The organism is Arthrobacter sp. UYCo732, assembly GCF_040547265.1.
Classification (GTDB): Bacteria; Actinomycetota; Actinomycetes; order Actinomycetales; family Micrococcaceae; genus Arthrobacter.
Genome location: NZ_JBEPPJ010000007.1, coordinates 62,718 through 81,521, shown reverse-complemented (window position 1 = coordinate 81,521; position 18,804 = coordinate 62,718). Strand labels below are relative to the sequence as shown.

13 protein-coding genes are annotated in these 18,804 nt (G+C 62.6%); 8 read left to right on the top strand and 5 right to left on the bottom strand.

Features of this window, described 5'->3' with window-relative positions:
- Window positions 1-27: 27 nt before the first annotated feature.
- The gene (locus ABIB45_RS11760; RefSeq protein WP_502914532.1) at window positions 28-3,147 is read right to left on the bottom strand and encodes a DEAD/DEAH box helicase; all 3,120 of its coding nucleotides are present in this window, start codon (window positions 3,145-3,147) and stop codon (window positions 28-30) included.
- Window positions 3,148-3,353: 206 nt separating this feature from the next.
- Here ABIB45_RS11760 and ABIB45_RS11755 point away from each other — a divergent pair, with 206 nt between their 5' ends.
- Window positions 3,354-3,932 carry a DUF7255 family protein gene (locus ABIB45_RS11755; RefSeq protein ID WP_354216035.1) on the top strand — a complete coding sequence of 193 codons (579 nt, stop codon included), beginning with the start codon at window positions 3,354-3,356 and terminating at the stop codon, window positions 3,930-3,932.
- Window positions 3,933-4,085: 153 nt separating this feature from the next.
- Window positions 4,086-5,633, top strand: a complete 1,548-nt coding sequence (locus tag ABIB45_RS11750; protein ID WP_354216034.1) for an SIR2 family NAD-dependent protein deacylase — start codon at window positions 4,086-4,088, stop codon at window positions 5,631-5,633.
- 369 nt (window positions 5,634-6,002) lie between these two features.
- Here the strand turns inward: ABIB45_RS11750 and ABIB45_RS11745 are convergent, their stop codons facing one another.
- The 4 genes from ABIB45_RS11745 to ABIB45_RS11730 all read right to left on the bottom strand — a co-directional run bounded on the left by ABIB45_RS11745 (window position 6,003) and on the right by ABIB45_RS11730 (window position 10,928).
- Entirely contained in the window at window positions 6,003-7,193 is a 1,191-nt protein-coding gene (locus ABIB45_RS11745; RefSeq protein WP_354216033.1) for a hypothetical protein, read from the bottom strand.
- A gap of 168 nt (window positions 7,194-7,361) precedes the next feature.
- Complete coding sequence (locus tag ABIB45_RS11740) at window positions 7,362-8,717, bottom strand: PIN-like domain-containing protein (RefSeq protein ID WP_354216032.1); 1,356 nt, start codon at window positions 8,715-8,717, stop codon at window positions 7,362-7,364.
- 175 nt (window positions 8,718-8,892) lie between these two features.
- The gene (locus tag ABIB45_RS11735; protein ID WP_354216031.1) at window positions 8,893-10,026 is read right to left on the bottom strand and encodes a hypothetical protein; all 1,134 of its coding nucleotides are present in this window, start codon (window positions 10,024-10,026) and stop codon (window positions 8,893-8,895) included.
- A gap of 224 nt (window positions 10,027-10,250) precedes the next feature.
- On the bottom strand, window positions 10,251-10,928 hold the full coding sequence (locus ABIB45_RS11730; protein ID WP_354216030.1) for an NUDIX domain-containing protein: 678 nt from the start codon (window positions 10,926-10,928) through the stop codon (window positions 10,251-10,253).
- 94 nt (window positions 10,929-11,022) lie between these two features.
- On the opposite strand from ABIB45_RS11730, the gene ABIB45_RS11725 reads away from it, so the two are divergent.
- The 6 genes from ABIB45_RS11725 to ABIB45_RS11700 all read left to right on the top strand — a co-directional run bounded on the left by ABIB45_RS11725 (window position 11,023) and on the right by ABIB45_RS11700 (window position 18,789).
- A complete protein-coding gene (locus ABIB45_RS11725; RefSeq protein ID WP_354216029.1) occupies window positions 11,023-11,982 on the top strand; it encodes an ARPP-1 family domain-containing protein in 960 nt (319 codons plus the stop codon).
- On the top strand, window positions 11,979-13,496 hold the full coding sequence (locus ABIB45_RS11720; RefSeq protein ID WP_354216028.1) for an ADP-ribosylglycohydrolase family protein: 1,518 nt from the start codon (window positions 11,979-11,981) through the stop codon (window positions 13,494-13,496). The genes ABIB45_RS11725 and ABIB45_RS11720 overlap by 4 nt, the downstream gene beginning before the upstream one ends.
- A gap of 40 nt (window positions 13,497-13,536) precedes the next feature.
- The gene (locus tag ABIB45_RS11715) at window positions 13,537-16,068 is read left to right on the top strand and encodes a sigma-70 family RNA polymerase sigma factor (protein ID WP_354216027.1); all 2,532 of its coding nucleotides are present in this window, start codon (window positions 13,537-13,539) and stop codon (window positions 16,066-16,068) included.
- An 88-nt stretch (window positions 16,069-16,156) separates the two neighbouring features.
- Window positions 16,157-16,486, top strand: coding sequence for a hypothetical protein (locus ABIB45_RS11710; protein WP_354216026.1), 330 nt, complete (start codon window positions 16,157-16,159; stop codon window positions 16,484-16,486).
- 15 nt (window positions 16,487-16,501) lie between these two features.
- Window positions 16,502-17,272: a hypothetical protein gene (locus ABIB45_RS11705; protein WP_354216025.1), complete on the top strand. Its 771-nt coding sequence runs from the start codon at window positions 16,502-16,504 to the stop codon at window positions 17,270-17,272.
- Window positions 17,273-17,274: 2 nt separating this feature from the next.
- Window positions 17,275-18,789 carry a TY-Chap domain-containing protein gene (locus tag ABIB45_RS11700; protein ID WP_354216024.1) on the top strand — a complete coding sequence of 505 codons (1,515 nt, stop codon included), beginning with the start codon at window positions 17,275-17,277 and terminating at the stop codon, window positions 18,787-18,789.
- Window positions 18,790-18,804: the final 15 nt, after the last annotated feature.

Genomic DNA, 18,804 nt, shown 5'->3' with positions numbered 1-18,804 from the left:
GGATTAGGTCGTTGCAGGCAAAAGACATTACTGCGCCACCGCAGCAGCCGTGGCAAACACATCGGCCGGCATCGGCCGGTGCAGCTTCCAGGTGATCGCGATCGGCTTCTCCCCCGCGTGCTGCACATAGTCCACCTGGCCGAGGCATGTGTACGGAACAGTCAGCCCGGTCTCGTCCTCTGATGTGTCGCGCGTGAAGATCAGGACCTTCGAGCCGTGCGCTGCCCGGTTCAGGTACCGCCTGCCCGTCGGACTTCCGGGCGACGTCGCATTCTGAGACTCCCAGTGGAACAGCTCAGGGCTGATGGCATAGTCCTTGTACATCGTCGTCGCCGAGTGCTTCTTGTCGTCCTTGTTGAGCGTGACAAAGAAGGCATCCGTGGATGTCGCCGGGCACCACGCAACGCCCTCGCGGTGCTGCACGTTCTTGCCGAGCTCCAGCGACCCGTACTGCAGCGCCGCCAGGATCTCCTCACGCCGGTACGTCGCGTGCGAAAGCAGCGGAACGTGCTGCAGCCCCGCACCCAAACCCTTGGCTGCGTGCTTCGATGCGACGACGCCAAGCTTCACGACCTGGCGGATCTCGCTGCAGACAAACTGGTAGCTGCGCAGGTAGTCCAGTCCGGCGTCGTACGACTGGAACCCGCCGCCGTCATCCCACAGCGTGTAGAAGAGCATGCGGGCGAACGTCTGCTCCCGCATGCCGAGCTCCGCATAGCAGGGCGCGTCGGCGCCGACGAGCATCGAGTACGCCGCGGCGCGTTCCGGATCGTCCACGTGGATCAGGGCTGCCATACGGCCGAGGAGCTTTTTTTCGTCTGCGTCCGAGAGCTCCTGGATCCTTCCGCTGAGGACCTTCTCCAGCGGCGAGAACCCTTCGATCAGGCCGGCCTGGCGAAGGTAGCCGGTCCAGGAATCCCGGGTGGACCGGTAGATCGACTTCACGTCGCTCCCGGACCGCTCCAGGTACTTCTCGAGTTCCGTCTCCGCGTACGAGGTGATGTCCCGGACCAGCTGGGCCCGGTTGAACCGCAGTTGGGCTTTGATGTTGTCCAGCACAACCTTCTGCGCCACCCGGTCCAGCACAATTTGAGAGCCCGACGGCAGGTAGGGGAATTCGTCCTCGACTGCCTTTTCCAGTTCCTTGCGCCCGTAGCCGGTGAGCGCCCGGTAGCGCAGGTCGAAGCGGAACTCCCGGCGTTGCTGGCCGATGAAGTCCAGGACGGTCAGCACCGCTTTACCCTCAGCGCGCCGCAGCCCGCGCCCCAGTTGCTGGAGGAAGACCGTGGCGCTCTGCGTGGGCCGAAGCATCAGGATAGTGTCCACCTGCGGCAGGTCCAGGCCCTCGTTGAAGAGGTCGACGGCGAAGATGCAGTTGATCTCTCGCCGGCGGAGCCGCTCCAGCGCCGCGGCACGGTCGGCGTCGTCGGTGCTGCCGTCGACGGCGACGGAGGGGATTCCGGCGCGGTTGAAGACCTCGGCCATGTAGTGGGCGTGCTGGACGGAGACGCAGAAGCCAATGGCCCGCATCTGCTCGGTGCTGGTGACCTTGTCGCGGAGTTCGCGGATCACCTTGGCCGCGCGGGCGTCATTGCCGGTGTACAGGTTGTTCAGCTGCGCGGTGTCGTAGTTGCCGCGCTTCCATTCCAGCTGGCTGAGGTCGACGTCGTCAGAGACGCCGAAATAGTGGAACGGCACCAGCAGATCCGCGTCCAGGGCGTCCCAGAGCCGCAGTTCACTGGCAGTCCGTCCGTCAAAGAACTGCTGGGCGACGTCGACGCCGTCGCCGCGTTCCGGCGTCGCCGTCAGCCCGAGGAGCTGCTGCGGCTGCAGGTGGTCCAGCAGCCGGCGGTAGGTGGGCGCCATGGCGTGGTGGAATTCGTCGATGACCACGACGTCGAAAAAGTCGGGGGCCAGCTGTTCAATGCCGAGGGACGAGAGTGACTGGACCGAGGCGAAGATGTGCTTCCACTGCTGCGGTTTGTGCTCCCCGACGTAGAGTTCACCGAAGGCGCCGTCCTGCATGACGTCACGGTAGGTGCGCATGGCCTGCTTGAGGATTTCCTGGCGGTGCGCGACGAAGAGCAGCTTCAGGTCTTTGCCGGCCGCTTCGCAAAGGCGCTTGTAGTCCAGGGCGGCGATGACGGTTTTGCCGGTGCCGGTGGCGGCGACCAGGAGGTTGTGGTTGAAGCCCTTGAGCCGCTCGGCTTCGAGGCCTTCGAGTATCTCCTCCTGGTGGAGGAACGGTTGGAGCTCGAGGCCGGTGGCTGCCCCGGGGACGGCTGTTCGCCGGCCGCCGTTGCGTTCCAGTGCGGCGTCCAGCTTTTCGCCGTCGCGTTCCGGATCGTAGCTTTGGAATGCTCGCTGCTCCCAGTAGCTGTCGAAGGTGACCTCAAACTTCTGCAGCAGGGTGGGCGTGCCGACGGAGCTGAGCCGGACGTTCCATTCCAGGCCGTCCAGGAGGGCTGCCTGGCTGAGGTTGGAGCTGCCGACGTAGGCGGTGTCGAAGCCGGAGTTGCGGCGGAACAGCCAGGCCTTGGCGTGCAGGCGTGTGGCCTGGGTTTCGTAGTTGATCTTTACCTCAGCGCCGAAGCGGTTGACGAGTTCGTCGATGGCGCGGCGTTCCGTGGCGCCCATGTAGGTGGTGGTGATGACCCGGAGTTTGGCGCCGCGCTCCTTGAGCTGCTGCAGGGCAGGTTCGAGGAGTCTTAGCCCGGTCCAGCGGACGAAGGCGCAGAGCAGGTCTACGGTGTCGGCGGATTCGATCTCGGTCCTGAGTTCCGCGGCGAGGTTGGGATCGTCCTTGCTGTTGGTGAGCAGCGCTGAGTTGCTCAGCCTGGTGGTAGGCCGGCGCAGGCTGCGGCGTTTGAGCGCGTCCGGGCGGTGGAGGGACTGGAGCTGGGTGGGGCCGGGTGCGATGCGGTCTTCGGTGTTCAGCTCCTGGAGGAGCTTGTTCGCGAGGGTCACGCGGTCGGTGGGTTTGGCCGCGGCCAGGGCCCGCCGGACGGCGTCGGCTACGTGGCGGGAGAGGACGTCCGAGGAGTCTTGGTCTTCTATGTCGGCGAAGACAGGTTGCAGATCAGCAGTGTTGTTCAGCAGACTGCCGAGCGCATCCGTGCTGAGCAGTTCGTACAAGCCCTCGGGCAGCTGCTTCGCTGCCACTCCCCCAATGGAATTAGTCACTGCGCCAGGGTAATTGGGTACATGTCTGGACACCAAACTTTTAGCCCGCTGATGCATCGTGGCCATTTTGCCGGCTCCAATCCTGTGCCCACGTAGAAACCTGGATCAGCCCGGCGTGCGATTGCATCGGCTTACGTGCCGACAGTAGACCAGCCCTTTATGCTTGCTCCATGCCTGTGGGGGATTGTGAGAATGCGTTTCTGGAAGCCGCTCGCCGTGAGGGTGTGGAATTCGCGCGGTGCAAGGTACCGTGGCTCAATCAAAGGGGGCACTTCGGTTTGCCCGACCGAGCTTCCGACGTGACCAGTCCGCTGAGTGACATCTTTTTGTCGCTTGGAGGTAAAGCCAGTGAGCAAGCAGCTAAACGAATGACGGCGTTGCCCGGCGACTTCATCCACGTTGAGACCGGAACGATCATTGAGATCGACGAACTACAGCACTTCACCAGCTTCCGGCTGCAGTCATTCGACTACTACCCAGCCCGTTATCCCCTGGATTTCGAAGCCACGGAGTATCAAGAACTCTGCCGCCAGTTCGCTCCTAAAGCCGACAAGTACCGCCAGACGAAAACTGCGGCGGCCTTCGGCCCGGGCGGCCGGCAGCGGCAGCGCGCGTATTACGACGCACTGCGCGATCTCGCCACTCCGGCGATGGGACACCCACCCATAATCCGCGTTCCCGCACCCGACGGTAATGGCGCTGCGGCCTTCGAAAGGAATCGAGAACGGATATTGCGGGCAGTTCTGTAAGCTCCGTCCCGGAGGTGCCACTCCGGGGCCAGAGTGCTGGTTCAATTGGCGCTCGACAACCGGCACGTTGGCGCACAGCCGGAACCGAGAAGCGGCTTTGCCTCGCTGTTCTGATAAACAGAAGGCATGACTCAGCCTCATGTTTTCGTAGCCATGGCCGACATCTTGAATCTCAGATGTGATGCATGGCTATTGCCAACGGATGCCAGCGTTCGTATCGAGCAGCACTGGCTCAAAGCTCATCCCGAGATACGGAAGCTTGCGTCTGGCTCGTCCTCGGCTGAGTTCCGAGAGGGAGTCGCGCTGGCCGAGCCAATCCGGCCGTGGGACCCATCGGAACCATTGCCCATTCTGACTGCCGTCCCCGTCGACGGCGGTTGGGGACCCGCCGTCGTCGTTGAACGGCTTGAAGCGTTCGTGGCCAGTGCGATGTCTGCCGTTCCGGATCCAGATAACCGACCTTATCGACTCCTGGCCTTGCCCTTCTTCGGAACAGCCGGGGGCGGCGCCGGCAACCACCTTGGCGCCGCCCTCCGCACGATTCTCGATGCCTGTAGCCAATTGGCCGGCACCTACCGCGTGGACCTTGTCCTTGTCCTCCGAGACAGAGCGGCTTTCTCGCTGGCTCAAAAACTGAGGCGGGAGGTATCGAGTGACTCGTCGTGGCCGTCCCTCGGTGACCGCCTGCATGAGAAGGCCGAGTCACTGGGACAGGAAGCCCGCTCTGGGCACTTGGTTCCCTTTTTTGGAGCCGGCGTCAGCGTAAGCGCCGGAGCTCCAAGCTGGAGCCGACTCCTCGACAAGCTGAGGTCGGGCGTACATCTGAAGGCGGCGGAGGAAGCCGCTTTCAAGGCACTGGGTGCACTTGACCAGGCGGGCGTGCTCGAACAGCTGTACGCCGATCAGCACGGCTCTCCGGAAGCCTTCGGCAAAGCCGTCGCAGGTGCTGTCGATCTGCCAAGATATGGGTTGGCACCCGCGCTGCTTGCTACCCTGCCCTCAGCCGGTGCCATCACTTTGAACTACGACAGGCTGTTCGAGACAGCCTGCGAGGATGCCCAAAAGCCGCGAACAGTGCTGCCAGAAAACGTTCCCGCGGTCGGCAACGACTGGCTCCTTAAGCTCCACGGCTCAGTAACTCAGCCTGACAGCATCGTGCTCACCCGTGACGACTACCTCGGCTACAACAGCAACAGGGACGCGCTTTCCGCGCTGGTCAAGGCACATCTGCTGACGCATCATTTGCTATTTGTTGGCTTCGGCCTTGCTGACGATCATTTCCACGAAATCGTCCACGACGTCAGGCGTGCGCTTCCGCACGACGTTTCCAAGAACCACCAGATGGGCACGGTGCTGTCGCTCTTTCACGAGCCCCTGCAGAATCTCGTCTGGGAAGGCAGGCTCGACATCCTTCCCATGTCGGGGAGCGCGCCTGCAACGGGATCCGCCCAGGCCTCGGTCCAAACGGCGGTCGCTACGGCCGGGAGGGAACTGGAGATCTTCCTGGACATGATGGCCGCCTACGCCACGGACAACCACTCCTATCTGCTAGCTCCCGCCTACAACCGCGGGCTGACCAAGGCCGAAGACGACCTGCGACAGCAGCTCTTGGTGCTCTCGCGTCACGAACGTTCAGTTGACACTGCGGAAGTTTGGAGCGTTATCGATGCCGCACTAGAAGAGCTTGGAATGCAGGCTTGAGCGAAGCCATGCGACCGCATCATTGGGTGCGGGGCGGGGGACGCGGAGCGCGCATGCCCTCGGCACTGGGGGTTGACATCTGATAAATAGTGTCGCCCTGACGGAGAGTGCGACGCGGGGCGCCTCCTGCTCCCTGCCCCGCACCCCACCCAACCGCGGTCATGGCGCCCGGGCTGGTCAAAGACTTGCGGCTTAGATTCAGTCTCGAGATTGACTGCTACCGACCATGGACTTTGCCTCATCCAAAGGGTCTCGGGGTGCTGGTTGCTGGTTGCTGAACACCATCGCCTGCCGCGATTTGAGGTCATCTGAAAGCGACCGCCCGAGGCACGATCATCTATGTGCGCCTTCAGACTCCATTTGCTTCATTCAAGAGCGGGACAAATGGCGTCTGAGTCCCCACCACGTGACTCCACCGAGCAAGAAGATGCCCACCGCCAACCCGCAGATGCTGAGGGGTGTGACCGGCAAGTCAAGGACCTGGAACAGATCGGTAGCAAAAGTGACTGGGATGGCGATGGAGCCCAATAGCGTTACGATTTTAGTCAATTTCTTTTGGGCGTCCAGGGACTGCTTCTTGGCATCGGCATCCGATATTCGAGCCAGCCCGTCAATGTGGGCGTCCAGTGCGCCCAGGCGCAGGGGGAACGACATGGCGTCTTGAATTGCGTGGATGATCTTGATCGAGTTACCGGCATTCGACTCAGAACGCCGCATCCAATACCGAGCTGAATTGATAGCGAGCTGGCGGTCAAGGTTCTCAAAGTCCTCTGACACGGAACCAAGATGCGGATTCGCCGCCGCCCTTTCCAGCAACGACACGGCGGCGATTTCCACCTGCCGCACGATTAGCAATTGAAGACGGACCAGCATGAGGGCGTCGGTGTACAAAGTCCCAAAATAGATCGGCATGAAGCTGCGGAATGGATCCTGCACGCCGGTGTGGACCACAAACGATGCTCCGTGCCGCAGGAATAGAGCACTCCAACTTTTGCTGATCTGCAAAACGGATTTTGACGCTCGATCCAATGCCTCACCAGAAGCATGCAAACGCTCGATGTTCTGGCAGGACGCCGCACTGTACGCCTGTTTGATACTGAGCATCCCCGGGTCCGCATCCCCGACGGTCATCTGGTCAATCAGGATCATGGAGAAGATGGTGGATTCGGTTTCTGCTCCGACTTCGCCGTCCGTAGGGAAAACGAGTCCTCGGCAGAGCTCGGGGTGTAACCTTCGTAGCCGCTCGTAAGTCAGAGCACCGTGGATCGGCGAGGCCCCCATCCCACCGCGCTGGCGAGCCAGGAGGTTTGTGACCTGTACTGCATCAGCGAAGCTGGGCGCCGTGACTTCGAAGTGCAATGCCAAGATGCCCGGCCGGTTGCTGTCCTGGCCCGGGGCACTAGGTTCAGATAGCAATAATTCCGCGTGCCGTAATGACGCCTGCCCTGACAAAATTGGCTGGACATCGGTATTCCAGGAGACGTTAAGAGCTGCCGTGGAGAAGCGAACCTGACCTGAGGGCGCGTTGGTCTTGCCAAACAACCTGTCTGCAAGGCTCACGGGGAAATTTGTGGCCCTGGTTGCCCCATCAGTACTTACACCACGACCCGTATGATCGGTGTACGTCTCGACGAACGGGCCCACACGCCATTCTCCGTCGGAGTTTTTCGGCGCTTCCATGGCATATACGTCACACACGAGGACGAGGCGGCAGGTGACGCTCAATGTTCAACGTCCTTCGCGAATGGTCTCGATTTGCTGGCTGATATCGATAAGCTTCGCTTCGAAATCTGCGTCGCTAGCAATAGCCTCACCAAGCGCTGAAATGGGATCACCTTGGAGTTTGTAGACGTAATCGTTCAGCTCTTCGTCGAACTCGCGGCTCAGCATTGGGATCGTAATTTCGGCCTCATCAGCTGCCAGAAATCGATCTGTAGTGAGAACGGTCTTAAAGGGCCTGGCAAAGCCCGCCATGTGGTCACGGCCAGAGATCTTCCGGGCTTCGTCCATGGTCAGCGGCGGGGCTTCATCGCGGGCAACACAATACGAGGCCAGGAGAACCGCGAGCTGATCCTTGTAGCCATTCCACAGAATCTTCAGATATACCGATGCGCTGTCGGCTGTCCATCCGGCTACGTCTGTACGGTTGACCTCTTGGACCTGAGCCCTGGCTTCCTCTGACACGGTGGCGCCGAAGTGGTCCGATGCAGTGTCCAGCAAGTTAAGGAAGGTGGCGATGCGGAAAACTCCACCGACCTGTTCGGCGTATTCACGCAATAGAAGCCGATGGGCGAGCGGTCTCGGCCCGCTCTTGTCACGTACCCAGTCGTCCTTCAAGTCGTTTGTGATTAGGGTCAAGTCGAAGGCTCGACCTTCCTTTTCCTTTCGCCTCCGCGCCTCGTCTAGGCACTGCCGCCAGATGAGGAAATCACCCGCAGCCTTGTCTGTCTTGCCGTTCTTCAATTCAGCATCGCGATTTCCCGGAGGAATGCCATCGGCAACCCGGCGACGGAAAACCTCAAGCAGTTGCTGACGGGTCTCAGGGTCGGGCGTAGGCCCGACCCTACCCCTGAGAATGTTTTCCAGGGCATCGATGATCCCTGAACTGCCTTTTGCAGATTCCTGCTGCGTTTCATTGATGATGTCCTGCAACCGGGCGGTAGCGTTCAGCATTTCTTTGAGGGAGTCCTGGATGTTGCTCGCGGCGTCCACGGTTGCGCGGCTAAGGCCCGTTCGCGACAGCCACGTTTCGACCGTCCGCTTCACCTCGGCAGAAGCCGCGCCGACCTTGCCAGCCGCTTCCCCATGGTGATCCCCTTTCCGCACGTCCTCAAGTCGAGACCAGAACTCGTGCAGGGTCTGGTGAGGGACAAATAGCACGTTCGACATTTTGGTGAGGGCACCGATCATTTCATCGGCATTTTTTCGTGAATACTTATAGAGGTTCAGGAGAACGTTGGTGTCGATCGCGTAGATTGTTCCGTCAACGGGCTCGGCCCCATCTTCCTTATCCAAATTTTGGTACTCGACGAAGTCGGAATAGATAGAACGGACGGTAGCGAATTCACTTTGCGATGTACTCATTGCATCTCCCCCAAATTGTTGATGATTCCGAAGCCTTGACCTCTTCAAGTCGAACGTACTTGTCGAGCGCGGAGAAACCAACGAAGACGCGCGTAGCAGCGGCAAACGCAACACATTGTTACTTACTAGCGCCGACTTCGAAGATCACGGATGTCATCCCTGAACCGGCGAGCATTTACCTAGGTTGTTTCTCCACCAGGTAAGCCAAGGTCGCCTCCAGCAGTTCTGTAACGTCTCGACCGCCTGCTTTCATGAAGTCGATATCCACAATGGCCTGAAATCGCAGTGCCCCATCACCATAGAATGCTGGCTGTGTACTCCGTCGGGTGTTCCTCTTACCGCCTGGGAGGACTGCCCCCGCGAAGCCGTGGAGGATAACCTGCTCCCAGTCGCCCTTTCCAGATGGGCGGGCCATAGTCTTTCGGTCGAGTAACCCGGCTAGCCGAGGATTAGCATTCGCTAGGTGCGTACTTATGGCCGCGAATTCAATGAAACTGTCCATACTGCATGCCAAGTCGAAGGCCGCCCGCCGGACATCCTCATTTTCAAGCTGGCCCGGGCGGGGCCAGAAGTCGACACCGAACCTCAGTTCGCCTCCTGGCTTTCCGTCCCACCATCGGACTTCAGCCATGAAACATCTGTCGTCCCCCTCGTCCCTGATGGGCCTCCACGCTTGGACGAGCGGCAGACCTCCTCCGCTGGTCACTCCTGCCGAGGCAAGCAGCCCGCGACCCCGAAGATCAAATTCGATTTGTCGGGTGAGGCCTCGTGCGAGAAACTTTTGATTCAGCGCAGCCAGAGGTTTGGCTCCGGCTTCCTCATACGGCGTAAGCACCGCGGCGACGTCGTCATCCCATTCACTTAGGATCCGCGCAACCTGTGCTGCGACCGTGCGCGCCACAACATCAGCTCCGCCCGTCCAGGCCGCAAAGAGCTCTGCGAGGCTAAGGAAGCTCCAACGGCTCGCCAACCCCTCTGCCAAACGCGCTGCGTCTACGGTCAGTGCCGCGAGGTAAAGCCCTGTTTCGTCCGGGAGCTTCTCATAGCCTGCCTGCTGCTTATCGCCCAAATTGTGACCCAGCTTCACTTCGATTACGGCCCGTCGCCCGTCTTCACCGATCAACAGGAGGTCCGCATTATTCGAAGCAAATTCCTCGCGCCTCACTTCTGCCGGAACAAACCCAACAAAATCCACCCAAGGCCTACTGTCAAGATCACTCAGGAACTGCAGCAAGTCCGATATGTTTGTCTCTTTCGCGAGAAGCCGACCAAAACCACGACTTCTGGCCCAAGGTAGTGATGTCATCATGCGACGAGCATGACAGATGCCGGCAGATCCTCCCAATTGTTCTCCGTGGCGTGGGTCTATTTGTCCCCCTGTCGCAGGCTTTATATATGCCCCTTCGCAGATTAGCCTGGTTAGGGCACTAAACCTCCTCCGCCGCTGTTTAGGGCAGATACGTCAAATAGTCCGGCGTTTCTCCGACCCCCGGGGCACTATTTCGGGTCGACGTAACCGACGGGAGTGCGGGCTCATGCTAGGGATGCACCTCGCACCCACAACCGCGACGGCCTCCCCCGCGTCCCGTCGGACATCTGCCCCGTCCCCGACAGCTTCGGCTCCATAAAACGCCGGAACGTGTCGCGCATGAGGGTTTCGCCCGCCACCGCCTCGTGCAGCTCGCGCAAATCCTTCAGTGTGAACGGCTCATCCAGGAGCTTCCCCGGATCCGGGGCCTCCGCGTAGGCAGCGCCCAGCCACTCCACGGCCTTCGCCACGATCTCCGCGTGGCCGTAGGGCAACCCTGCGATCAGCACCGGTTCCCCGGTCACGGAGGCCAGCCGCACGCCGTCGGACGCTAACGCCGCCTCCAACGCTGCCAGCGGGACCACGTCCACGTGCGCCACCGACAGCACCCAGCCGCGGTCGTCGCGCGCCGGGTCGTCGAAGACCTGCAGCTGCCGCGGCACCCGCCCGGAGATCCCTGCCTTCTCCCACAGGCAGCGCAGCACCGCGTCCGCCAGGGTCTCGCGCTCCCGCAGGAACGTGCCCGGCAGCGCCCACCGCCCGTGCTGGTGGTCCTCCGCCCGCCGCACCAGCAGCACGCAGACGGAACCCTCCGCCACCGTCAACACCGCCGTATCCACCGCCACCGAGGGGCGCGGGTAGTCGAGCAGGGACGTTCCGGGGCCGTTCTGGGAATCCTTCACAGGATTATTTATTGCAGTATTGCGCTAAAGATGCAAGCCGTGCATACTGGAACCAATTAGCGCAGAACTGATCTAAATCATCCGGAGGTTCACCATGAAAGTCCCCCAGCTCCACGTCGGCGCCGGCAGCAGGCTTGGCCCGCTCAGCATCTTTCCCGTCTGGACGTCCGGCCCCGGCAGCCTCGGCATCAGCACCGGCACCCACGCCGAGGTCGCCGTGACCGAACTCGCCAGCGGCCCCCAGGTCGCCCGGCTCACCGTCACCAACAACGGCCCGCATCCGGCGCTGCTGCTGGAAGGCGAGCTGCTCGAAGGCGGCCAGCAGCACCGGACCTGCGCCCGCGACGTCGTCCTGGGCCCCGGCGAAACCCGCGACATCGACACCTTCTGCGTCGAGGCCGGCCGCTGGGAAGCCGGCCAGTCCAGCCACCGCCGGCAGGCGCGGCGCGCACCGCTGAACGTCCGGTCCGAGCTGGCCAACGGCCTCGAGGACCGGCGCCGCGGCGACCGGCAGGGGCGGATCTGGGAGCGGGTCAGCCGCTTCGACGCGGCCCGCGGCGCATCGGTAACCAGCTCCCTGCTGGACCACCTGGACCTGGTCAAGGACAACGCGCACAACCGCTTCGACGCCGCCAATGCCCCCGCACTGCTGGAGGGCCAGCGCGGCGTCGTCATCGGGCTGGGCACGCAGCCGCTGCTCCTGGAGGTCTTCGGCACCGGCACGCTGTTCCGCCGGCACTACAAACAGCTGATCGACTCCGCACTGCTGGACCTGGAGCTCCTCCCACCCCTGGCGCTGGCCTCCGGTCCCATGCCGGGCCAGCGGGCCCGCGACTTCGCCGCCCGCGTCCAGGCGCTGGACTTCGGCGCGTTCGACGGCTGCGCCGCGGCGGTTGAAGTCCGGAGCCACGGTGCGCTCCGGAGCCGCAACGTCTCCGGGGCCGCCGGTCCGGTGTCCGCCGCGGGCATCGCCTTCGAACTTCCCGCCCGCCGCCCCCAGCTGGCCCACCTGACCGGCTGGAACACCCAACACCCCCTGATGGAGCTAGCATGAAACTGACCCCCTTGCAGAATGACCGCGCGGCCGGCGTTCTTGTTGCCCTGGCCGCCGGCGACGCCCTCGGCGCCGGCTACGAGTTCGGCGCGCCGCTGCCGGACGGAGCTGCGGTCACCATGAAAGGCGGCGGCCCGTTCGGGTTCGCGCCGGCCGAGTGGACCGACGACACGTCCATGGCCGTCCCGATCGCGCAGGCGTTGCTGGAGGCGGCGTCCGACGCCGGGTCCTCCTCCCCCGCGGCGCTCACCATGGTGGTCCGGGCCTGGACGGCATGGGCCGCCGATGCCAAGGACGTGGGCGCCCAGACGAGTGCCGTCATCGCCGCCGCCCGCCGGCTGGCCTCCGACTCCGGGCGGAGCGAGGTGACTGCCGCCGACTTCAGCACCGCCGCCGCGGACTTCCACGCCCGCACCGGCCGCAGCGCCGGCAACGGCTCGCTGATGCGCACCGCCCCGCTGGCGCTGGCGTACCTCGACCGGGACCCAGCGTCCTTGATGGCTGAGGCGGGGGTGCTCAGCGCGCTGACCCACGCCGACCCGGACGCGCAGGAAGCCTGCGGGCTCTGGTGCGTGGCCATCCGGGAGGCGGTGCTGAGCGGGATTCTCGATGTGCGCGTCGGGCTGCCGCTGCTGTCACCCGAGCGGGCCGCGCTGTGGCGGGACCGGATCGAGGTGGCCGAGCGGTGCCGGCCGCGGGACTTCAGCCGCAACGGCTGGGTGGTCGAGGCCTTCCAGGGCGCCTGGAGTGCCATCCACTGTGCGGGTTTGTCGGCCTCCGGCCCGGCGCACCTGCGGGCCGCGCTGGAGGAAGCAGTGCGCGGCGGCCGGGATACCGACACTGTTGCCGCCATTGCGGGCGGACTGCTGGGTGGCGCCCACGGCTACACGGCCGTGCCCTTTGAGTGGCGGCGACGTCTTCATGGGTGGCCCGGGCTGCGGGCCCGCGACCTGATGATGCTCGGCATGGAACTGGGCCGCGGCGAGGGGCGCCGGCCCGCATCCTGGCCGCGCGCCGAGCGCCAGGACTACAGCATGTGGGGCCGCACCGATGCGCTGGTCCGGCACCCCTACGACGACGGCGTCTGGCTGGGCGGCGTCAGATCGCTTTCGCAGGTCGCCGAGTTGGGGATCGACGCCGTGGTGTCGCTGTGCCGGCTGGGGACTTTGGACGCGCCGTGTGTTGCACCGGAGGACCACGCCACGCTCTGGGTCATCGACTCCCCTATTGAGAAGGACAACGCGCATGCCGCGTTTGCGCTGCGCGACGCGGCGGCCGCCGTCGAACGCTTCCGTGCGGAGGGCAAGACCGTGCTGCTGCACTGCGTCCGGGCGGAGTCCCGGACGCCGACTGTGGCGGCCTTGTATGGGGCTCGGGTCGCGGGGATCACTCCGTTGGAGGCGCTGGAAGATGTGCGCGGGGTGCTGCCAGGGACGAATCCGAACCCGCTGTTTCTTAGGCTGCTCGGCGCGGTGCCGACGGACCGAGTGAATAGTGTCACACCGGCCAAGTAGTCTGCTTTCACGAGCTTGAACAGTCCAAATGGGGGATTAATTGACTGACCTGATCCACGAGGTGATGAATGGGGACGCCGAGTCTGCTGCGGCTGCCGCTGTCCCAACTTCTTACGACTACGCATTCTTGTACTCGTGGCAACAGGAAGCTCTGAAGGCCTGGCATTCAAATGCTCGGCGCGGGGTCGTGGAAGCGGTCACCGGATCAGGTAAGACCCGTGTCGGCATCGCTGCGGCTTTTGAAGCCGTCCGCCAGGGAATCAAGGTCTTGATCCTTGTCCCCACCGCGGAGCTCCAGCGTCAATGGCTGTCCTCCATCCAGCGCGACCTTCCCCGGGCCCGCCGGGGAGCGCTCGGCGATGGCCGCACAGATTCACTCGATCAGGTGGACATTCTGGTGGCGATTGTCCATTCGGCGTCCAACCGCGAGACGCTGCGAAGCCACAAGGCCGGGCTGATCATCGCGGACGAATGCCACCGCTACGCCGCCCCCATGTTCACCGGGGCTCTTCAAGAAGGATTCGCCTGGCGACTCGGACTGACCGCCACGTACGAGCGGTCGGACGGAGAGCACGAGACGGTCTTGTCGCCCTATTTCGGCGGAGTCGTCTACAAGCTTTGGTACGACCGCGCGCTAAAAGACAATGTCATTGCGCCGTTCGACATTGCCCTCGTCGGTGTTGAACTCACGCCCGCGGAGAGGGTCAACTACGACGACCTCTCGAACACCATGCTGGAAGCGGCGCGCAACCTGGAGACCTACGCCGGGATCCCCCGGCGGCCGTTCCACCAGTTCATTGCCGCAGTCGCCGCGCTGGCTGGGTCAGACTCCATCACTCGGGAATCGACGATTGCGCGGAAGTACATGCGGGCAATGGCGTCCAGGCTCACTTTGCTGGCAGAGGCCCGGACGAAATACCACGCCCTGGCGGCGCTCAAGGAAACCGTGGACACCTCCCGCGGCACGCTGGTGTTTACCCAAACTCAAGAGTCCGCACGGCGTGCCCAGGAGCTGTACACGGCAATGGGCTCCAAGGCTTCCGCCATTTTCAGCGGCATGGCCAAGGATGAACGCCGGCAGGGCATGGAGGACTTCCGCAACGGCACTTCGCAAATCCTCGCTGCGCCTAGGCTGCTCGATGAAGGCATCGACGTGCCCGAAGCTGACCTCGGCGTCATCGTCGCGGCCAATCGCAGCCAGCGGCAGATGGTCCAGCGACTCGGACGCGTCATCCGCAAGAAGGCCGACGGACGGGTCGGGCGATTGGTTGTCCTGTACTCGAAGGGCACTGTCGAGGACCCCGATGTCCAAGGCGAAGAGTTTCTGGGCCGCGTGCTTCCGTTCGCCCGCAATGTCGAGTTCTTCGACATCAGGACCGACTTGGACCGGCTGCAGAGATTTCTCCACCAGATTGTGGCCGAGCCCAAACCCGAACTTCCGCCCTTCCGCGAGGTGGGTCCGATCGCTGGTGGGGAGCAGCCCCAGGCGTCTCCCGAGCCGCCACATGAAGAACCCCAAGACGATGCCGAGCCAACGGGTTTTGATTTGGAAGACGACGAGTGGCCTGAACAGCTCGCCGGCAGTGATGGCGTCACGGATGACGCCGTCGCTGACTATCTCCGTCGGCTGGGCCGCCACGAATTGCTGACTGCTGAGCGGGAAGTGGAACTGGCTCAGGAAGTCGAAGCAGGCCTTTACGCGGAGCAGCTCCTCCTGGACAAAGATGCGCCGCGGCCGCGGCGCGAGACCCGTGAACTTGAATTCCTTGCGCTGCTCGGCAAGCGAGCCGCTGACACGCTGCTAAATGCGAATCTTCGGTTGGTCGTGTCGATAGCCAAGAACCACACAAATCGCGGGCTCGACTTCCTGGATCTCATTCAAGAGGGCAACCTGGGGTTGCACCGGGCGGTCTGCAAGTTCGATTTCACCCTGGGTTTCAAATTCTCAACCTACGCAACTTGGTGGATTCGCCAGGCCATCACCCGGGCTTTGGCCGATCAGGCACGTCTTATCCGTTTGCCTGTCCACATTGTGGAGCAGATTCAGAAGCTCCAGTCGGAGCAGCGTACTGCCGTAATGAATGGATCCTCATGCACCAATGAAGATCTTGGCCGCCTCACGGACAACTCAGTCGAGAAAGTTGATTACCTTCTGACCTTGGACAAGGCGATCTACTCGCTGGATATGCAAGTTCCCGATGGCCGAGGAGGAACCGAATCGCTCGCCGAACAGCTGGCCGATCCGTTTGAGCTGGACGTGACGGATCCGCTCTTTCAAGTAGCTATGCAGGAACAGCTGCGTGCTGTTCTGGACACACTTGAGGACCGTGAGGCAGGAATTATTGCTATGCGCTTCGGGATGACTGATGGCCAGGAAAAGACTTTGGACGCAATCGGCAAGGTTTATGGCGTCACCCGGGAAAGGATCCGGCAGATCGAAGTCAAGACAATGAAGAAGCTCTGCCATCCATCGCGATCACAGGTATTGCGTCAGTACATGTTTGACGGCTACGACCCGCAGCGCACGGAAGCAACCGCGGAGGCTGCAGCCACCGCTGTGGAGAGCGTCTGAGCGTTCGCCCGATCCGCGGTCCCGCGACCGCGGGGCAAAGATCATCACCTGCCCAACAATGTCGGCCGTTACTGGTAGGACTGTGAGCATGACTACAACTCCTGAACTCAGTCGGGAACAGCGTGAGGCCATGATGCGCAGTGAACCAGCGGGCGACGCGTACGCCGCCGGTGAACCTCTCCGCGCCATCGCCGCCGATCTGGGCTGCACGGTCGACGAACTCTGCAATTTCTTGGCCACGCAACCAGCCAGCCACCTTGAGCTACAGCGCGCGAGATCCGTCCGACGCCGGAGCCAGGCCATGGACGAATTTCTTTACAAGAACCGCGTCCTGCTGTACCGGCTGAACGGCGCCGGGATTGCCTGGTCTGATACGCCGAAGGTCCTGAAAGCGCTGCAGACGGCCATCGACGTGTAAGTCGCCGTCGAGCTCGTGCACATTCCCGGAGTCGCTTCCGAGCGGACGGCGAGGGAACTACCTCCACGGACCTTGGGCGACAAGCTCCGTCTTTTGTACGTGGCGGGCAAACACCACGGAATCGAACCGGACTGCCAACTGGCGCTCGGCACCATGCCGATCGAAGAGTTGGCCGCGCTCCGGTCACTCATGCAGCCCAACTTTCCGCCGCGACGCCTGGCGGAGTTCGCCGCCGTGGCGGAAACTACCAAGCTCGCCATCCGCGCCAGGGCGGCGCGGACCATCTCCTATGCGGACTACACGAAAACGGCGGCGACGGTTTCTTCGCGCCTGGGCAACACGAGAGTTGCCGCCGAGGGCCAGTGGCCGGTGCCGGGATTCGTGCTGCTACGCCGTTACGGTCATGGCTTCTCGGACGATGCACTGCAAGCTGCCGGGCTGAGCCTGCCAGGTTCCGAGTCCAGGTTTACCGACAAAGACTTTTTCGATGCGCTCGACGGTTTCACGGAGGAATGCATCGGTTTTGAGCATCCCATGAGCATTGCCATCTATGACCGGTGGGTTTACTCCGAAGCGTCCATGAGGAATGACCGGCCTTCGGCGGTGGAAATCGTCCGTCACTACGGCACCTGGGCTTCCGCAATGGGGATTATCCTTCCGCAAGAGGATGAGGACGAGGACGACGACGTGCTCGAAGAGGATACTGAGCAAGGCGCCCTGCTGGTCGGCTTGCCATCCGCCGTCCGGCGCGCAATCCACCCGCCGCAACAATCACTGGGGTTTTGAGCGTGAGCACACCTTCATCCGAGACTGACGTTCTCCCGCGCGACGTGATTGGGCAGGTAACCAGATCCTTCCTGGCCGGGGATCCACTGCGGTGCATCGCGGCTGCCGCCAACACGAGCAGTTGGGCGCTTCTGGACATCCTCGGTAGCCGGGTCGCGGACCGGTGCGAGGAGCAGCGGTCCAGGGCCCTCCGGAATCGATGCAATGCCACATTGGCAGCCCTATACCAAGAGCGCGAACGCTTCGAACAGCTCAACCGAGCCGGGCTCGATTTCGTGGATATACCCAAGGTTCTCGCCGCGCTCGGAGCACCCGTCGACGTCGACATTGCCGAGGAAATGCTCCGGACTACGCACACGTTCAAGGAACTCGCGCACCGTGCCTACCAACTACATAGGGGTGAGGTGGAGTTTGTTCCTCCCATCGAAATGCTCAGCTTGCTCTACGTGCTGGGCCGCCACCGCGGAGTCCAACCCGATTATGAATTGGCTCTGGGGATGATGCCGCTCTCATCGGTCGCCGAGATCCGGAACTTCCTGGGTCCGGGCGGCCCCTACGGCCAGCCAGCCGAAATCCTGGCGGTCATTGAAACAACGGCGCAGGCCATCCGCGCCGGTGATGACGCCGGAATCTCGTACTCAGACTACGACGAGATAGCGGAGGCAATCTCGGCGGACCTCGGAGACGAACTGCCCGATCGCGGAGACCTTTGGCCGGTGCCGGCACGCACCGTGCGGCGCCACTTGGGCCAAGGGTTCTGGGGCACCGCGTTGGCTTCCGCAGGGCTGCAGCCGACATTGGACCCAGTTAGCTTCAGCAAGTCTGATTTTGTTGAGGCGGCCCGTAGGTTTGGAGGAGAGTCCCGCTACTTCGGCTCCCCGAAAGACGTGGCAAGCTACGACAGTTGGGCGACTGTCGAAATGGCCGCCGGCCGCCATCGCCCGTCCGTGGTCGCCATCAGGAGGCACTTCGGCGCTTGGGAGTCGATGATCGGCGCCGCAATGCCGTCAGAAGTCGAGGATGAGTACGACGGCCTTGTCAACCACATCAGAGCCGAGAAAGACGTCCAGGAAGGTTGGGCAAAAGCGGGCGAACTGATCAGTGAGGTCCTCGCAAACATGCCGTGGAACTCATTCCTGAGCATTCAATACGCCGAGGACGCCGAAGGACTGACACCCTACGCCCAAGCAGTTCCCAGCGCCGATGGGGTCTGGTTCGAAATTGTGTCCGAGCAATATTTGCCAGCCGACACGTGGCCCATAGATACCGGCTACCTGACCGTGAATGGCTGGTCTGCTCCGAATCACGATTTTCCGAACTGGTTCAAGGACGGTATCCCGCACATTGAAGCGGGGCACCAGATACTCGAAGGCTTCAGATATGGCCGGGACTGCGACGACGCTAGCAAGCTTCGATGGCATACCGGCGAATTCCCGACCGGGCCCGGTCCGGACGGCGGCGTCACACTTGCCGATGCTCTTGCCGGCGCAGTCCAAACACTTCAGAACGCGGCTTGAGCAGTCTCTCAAGGC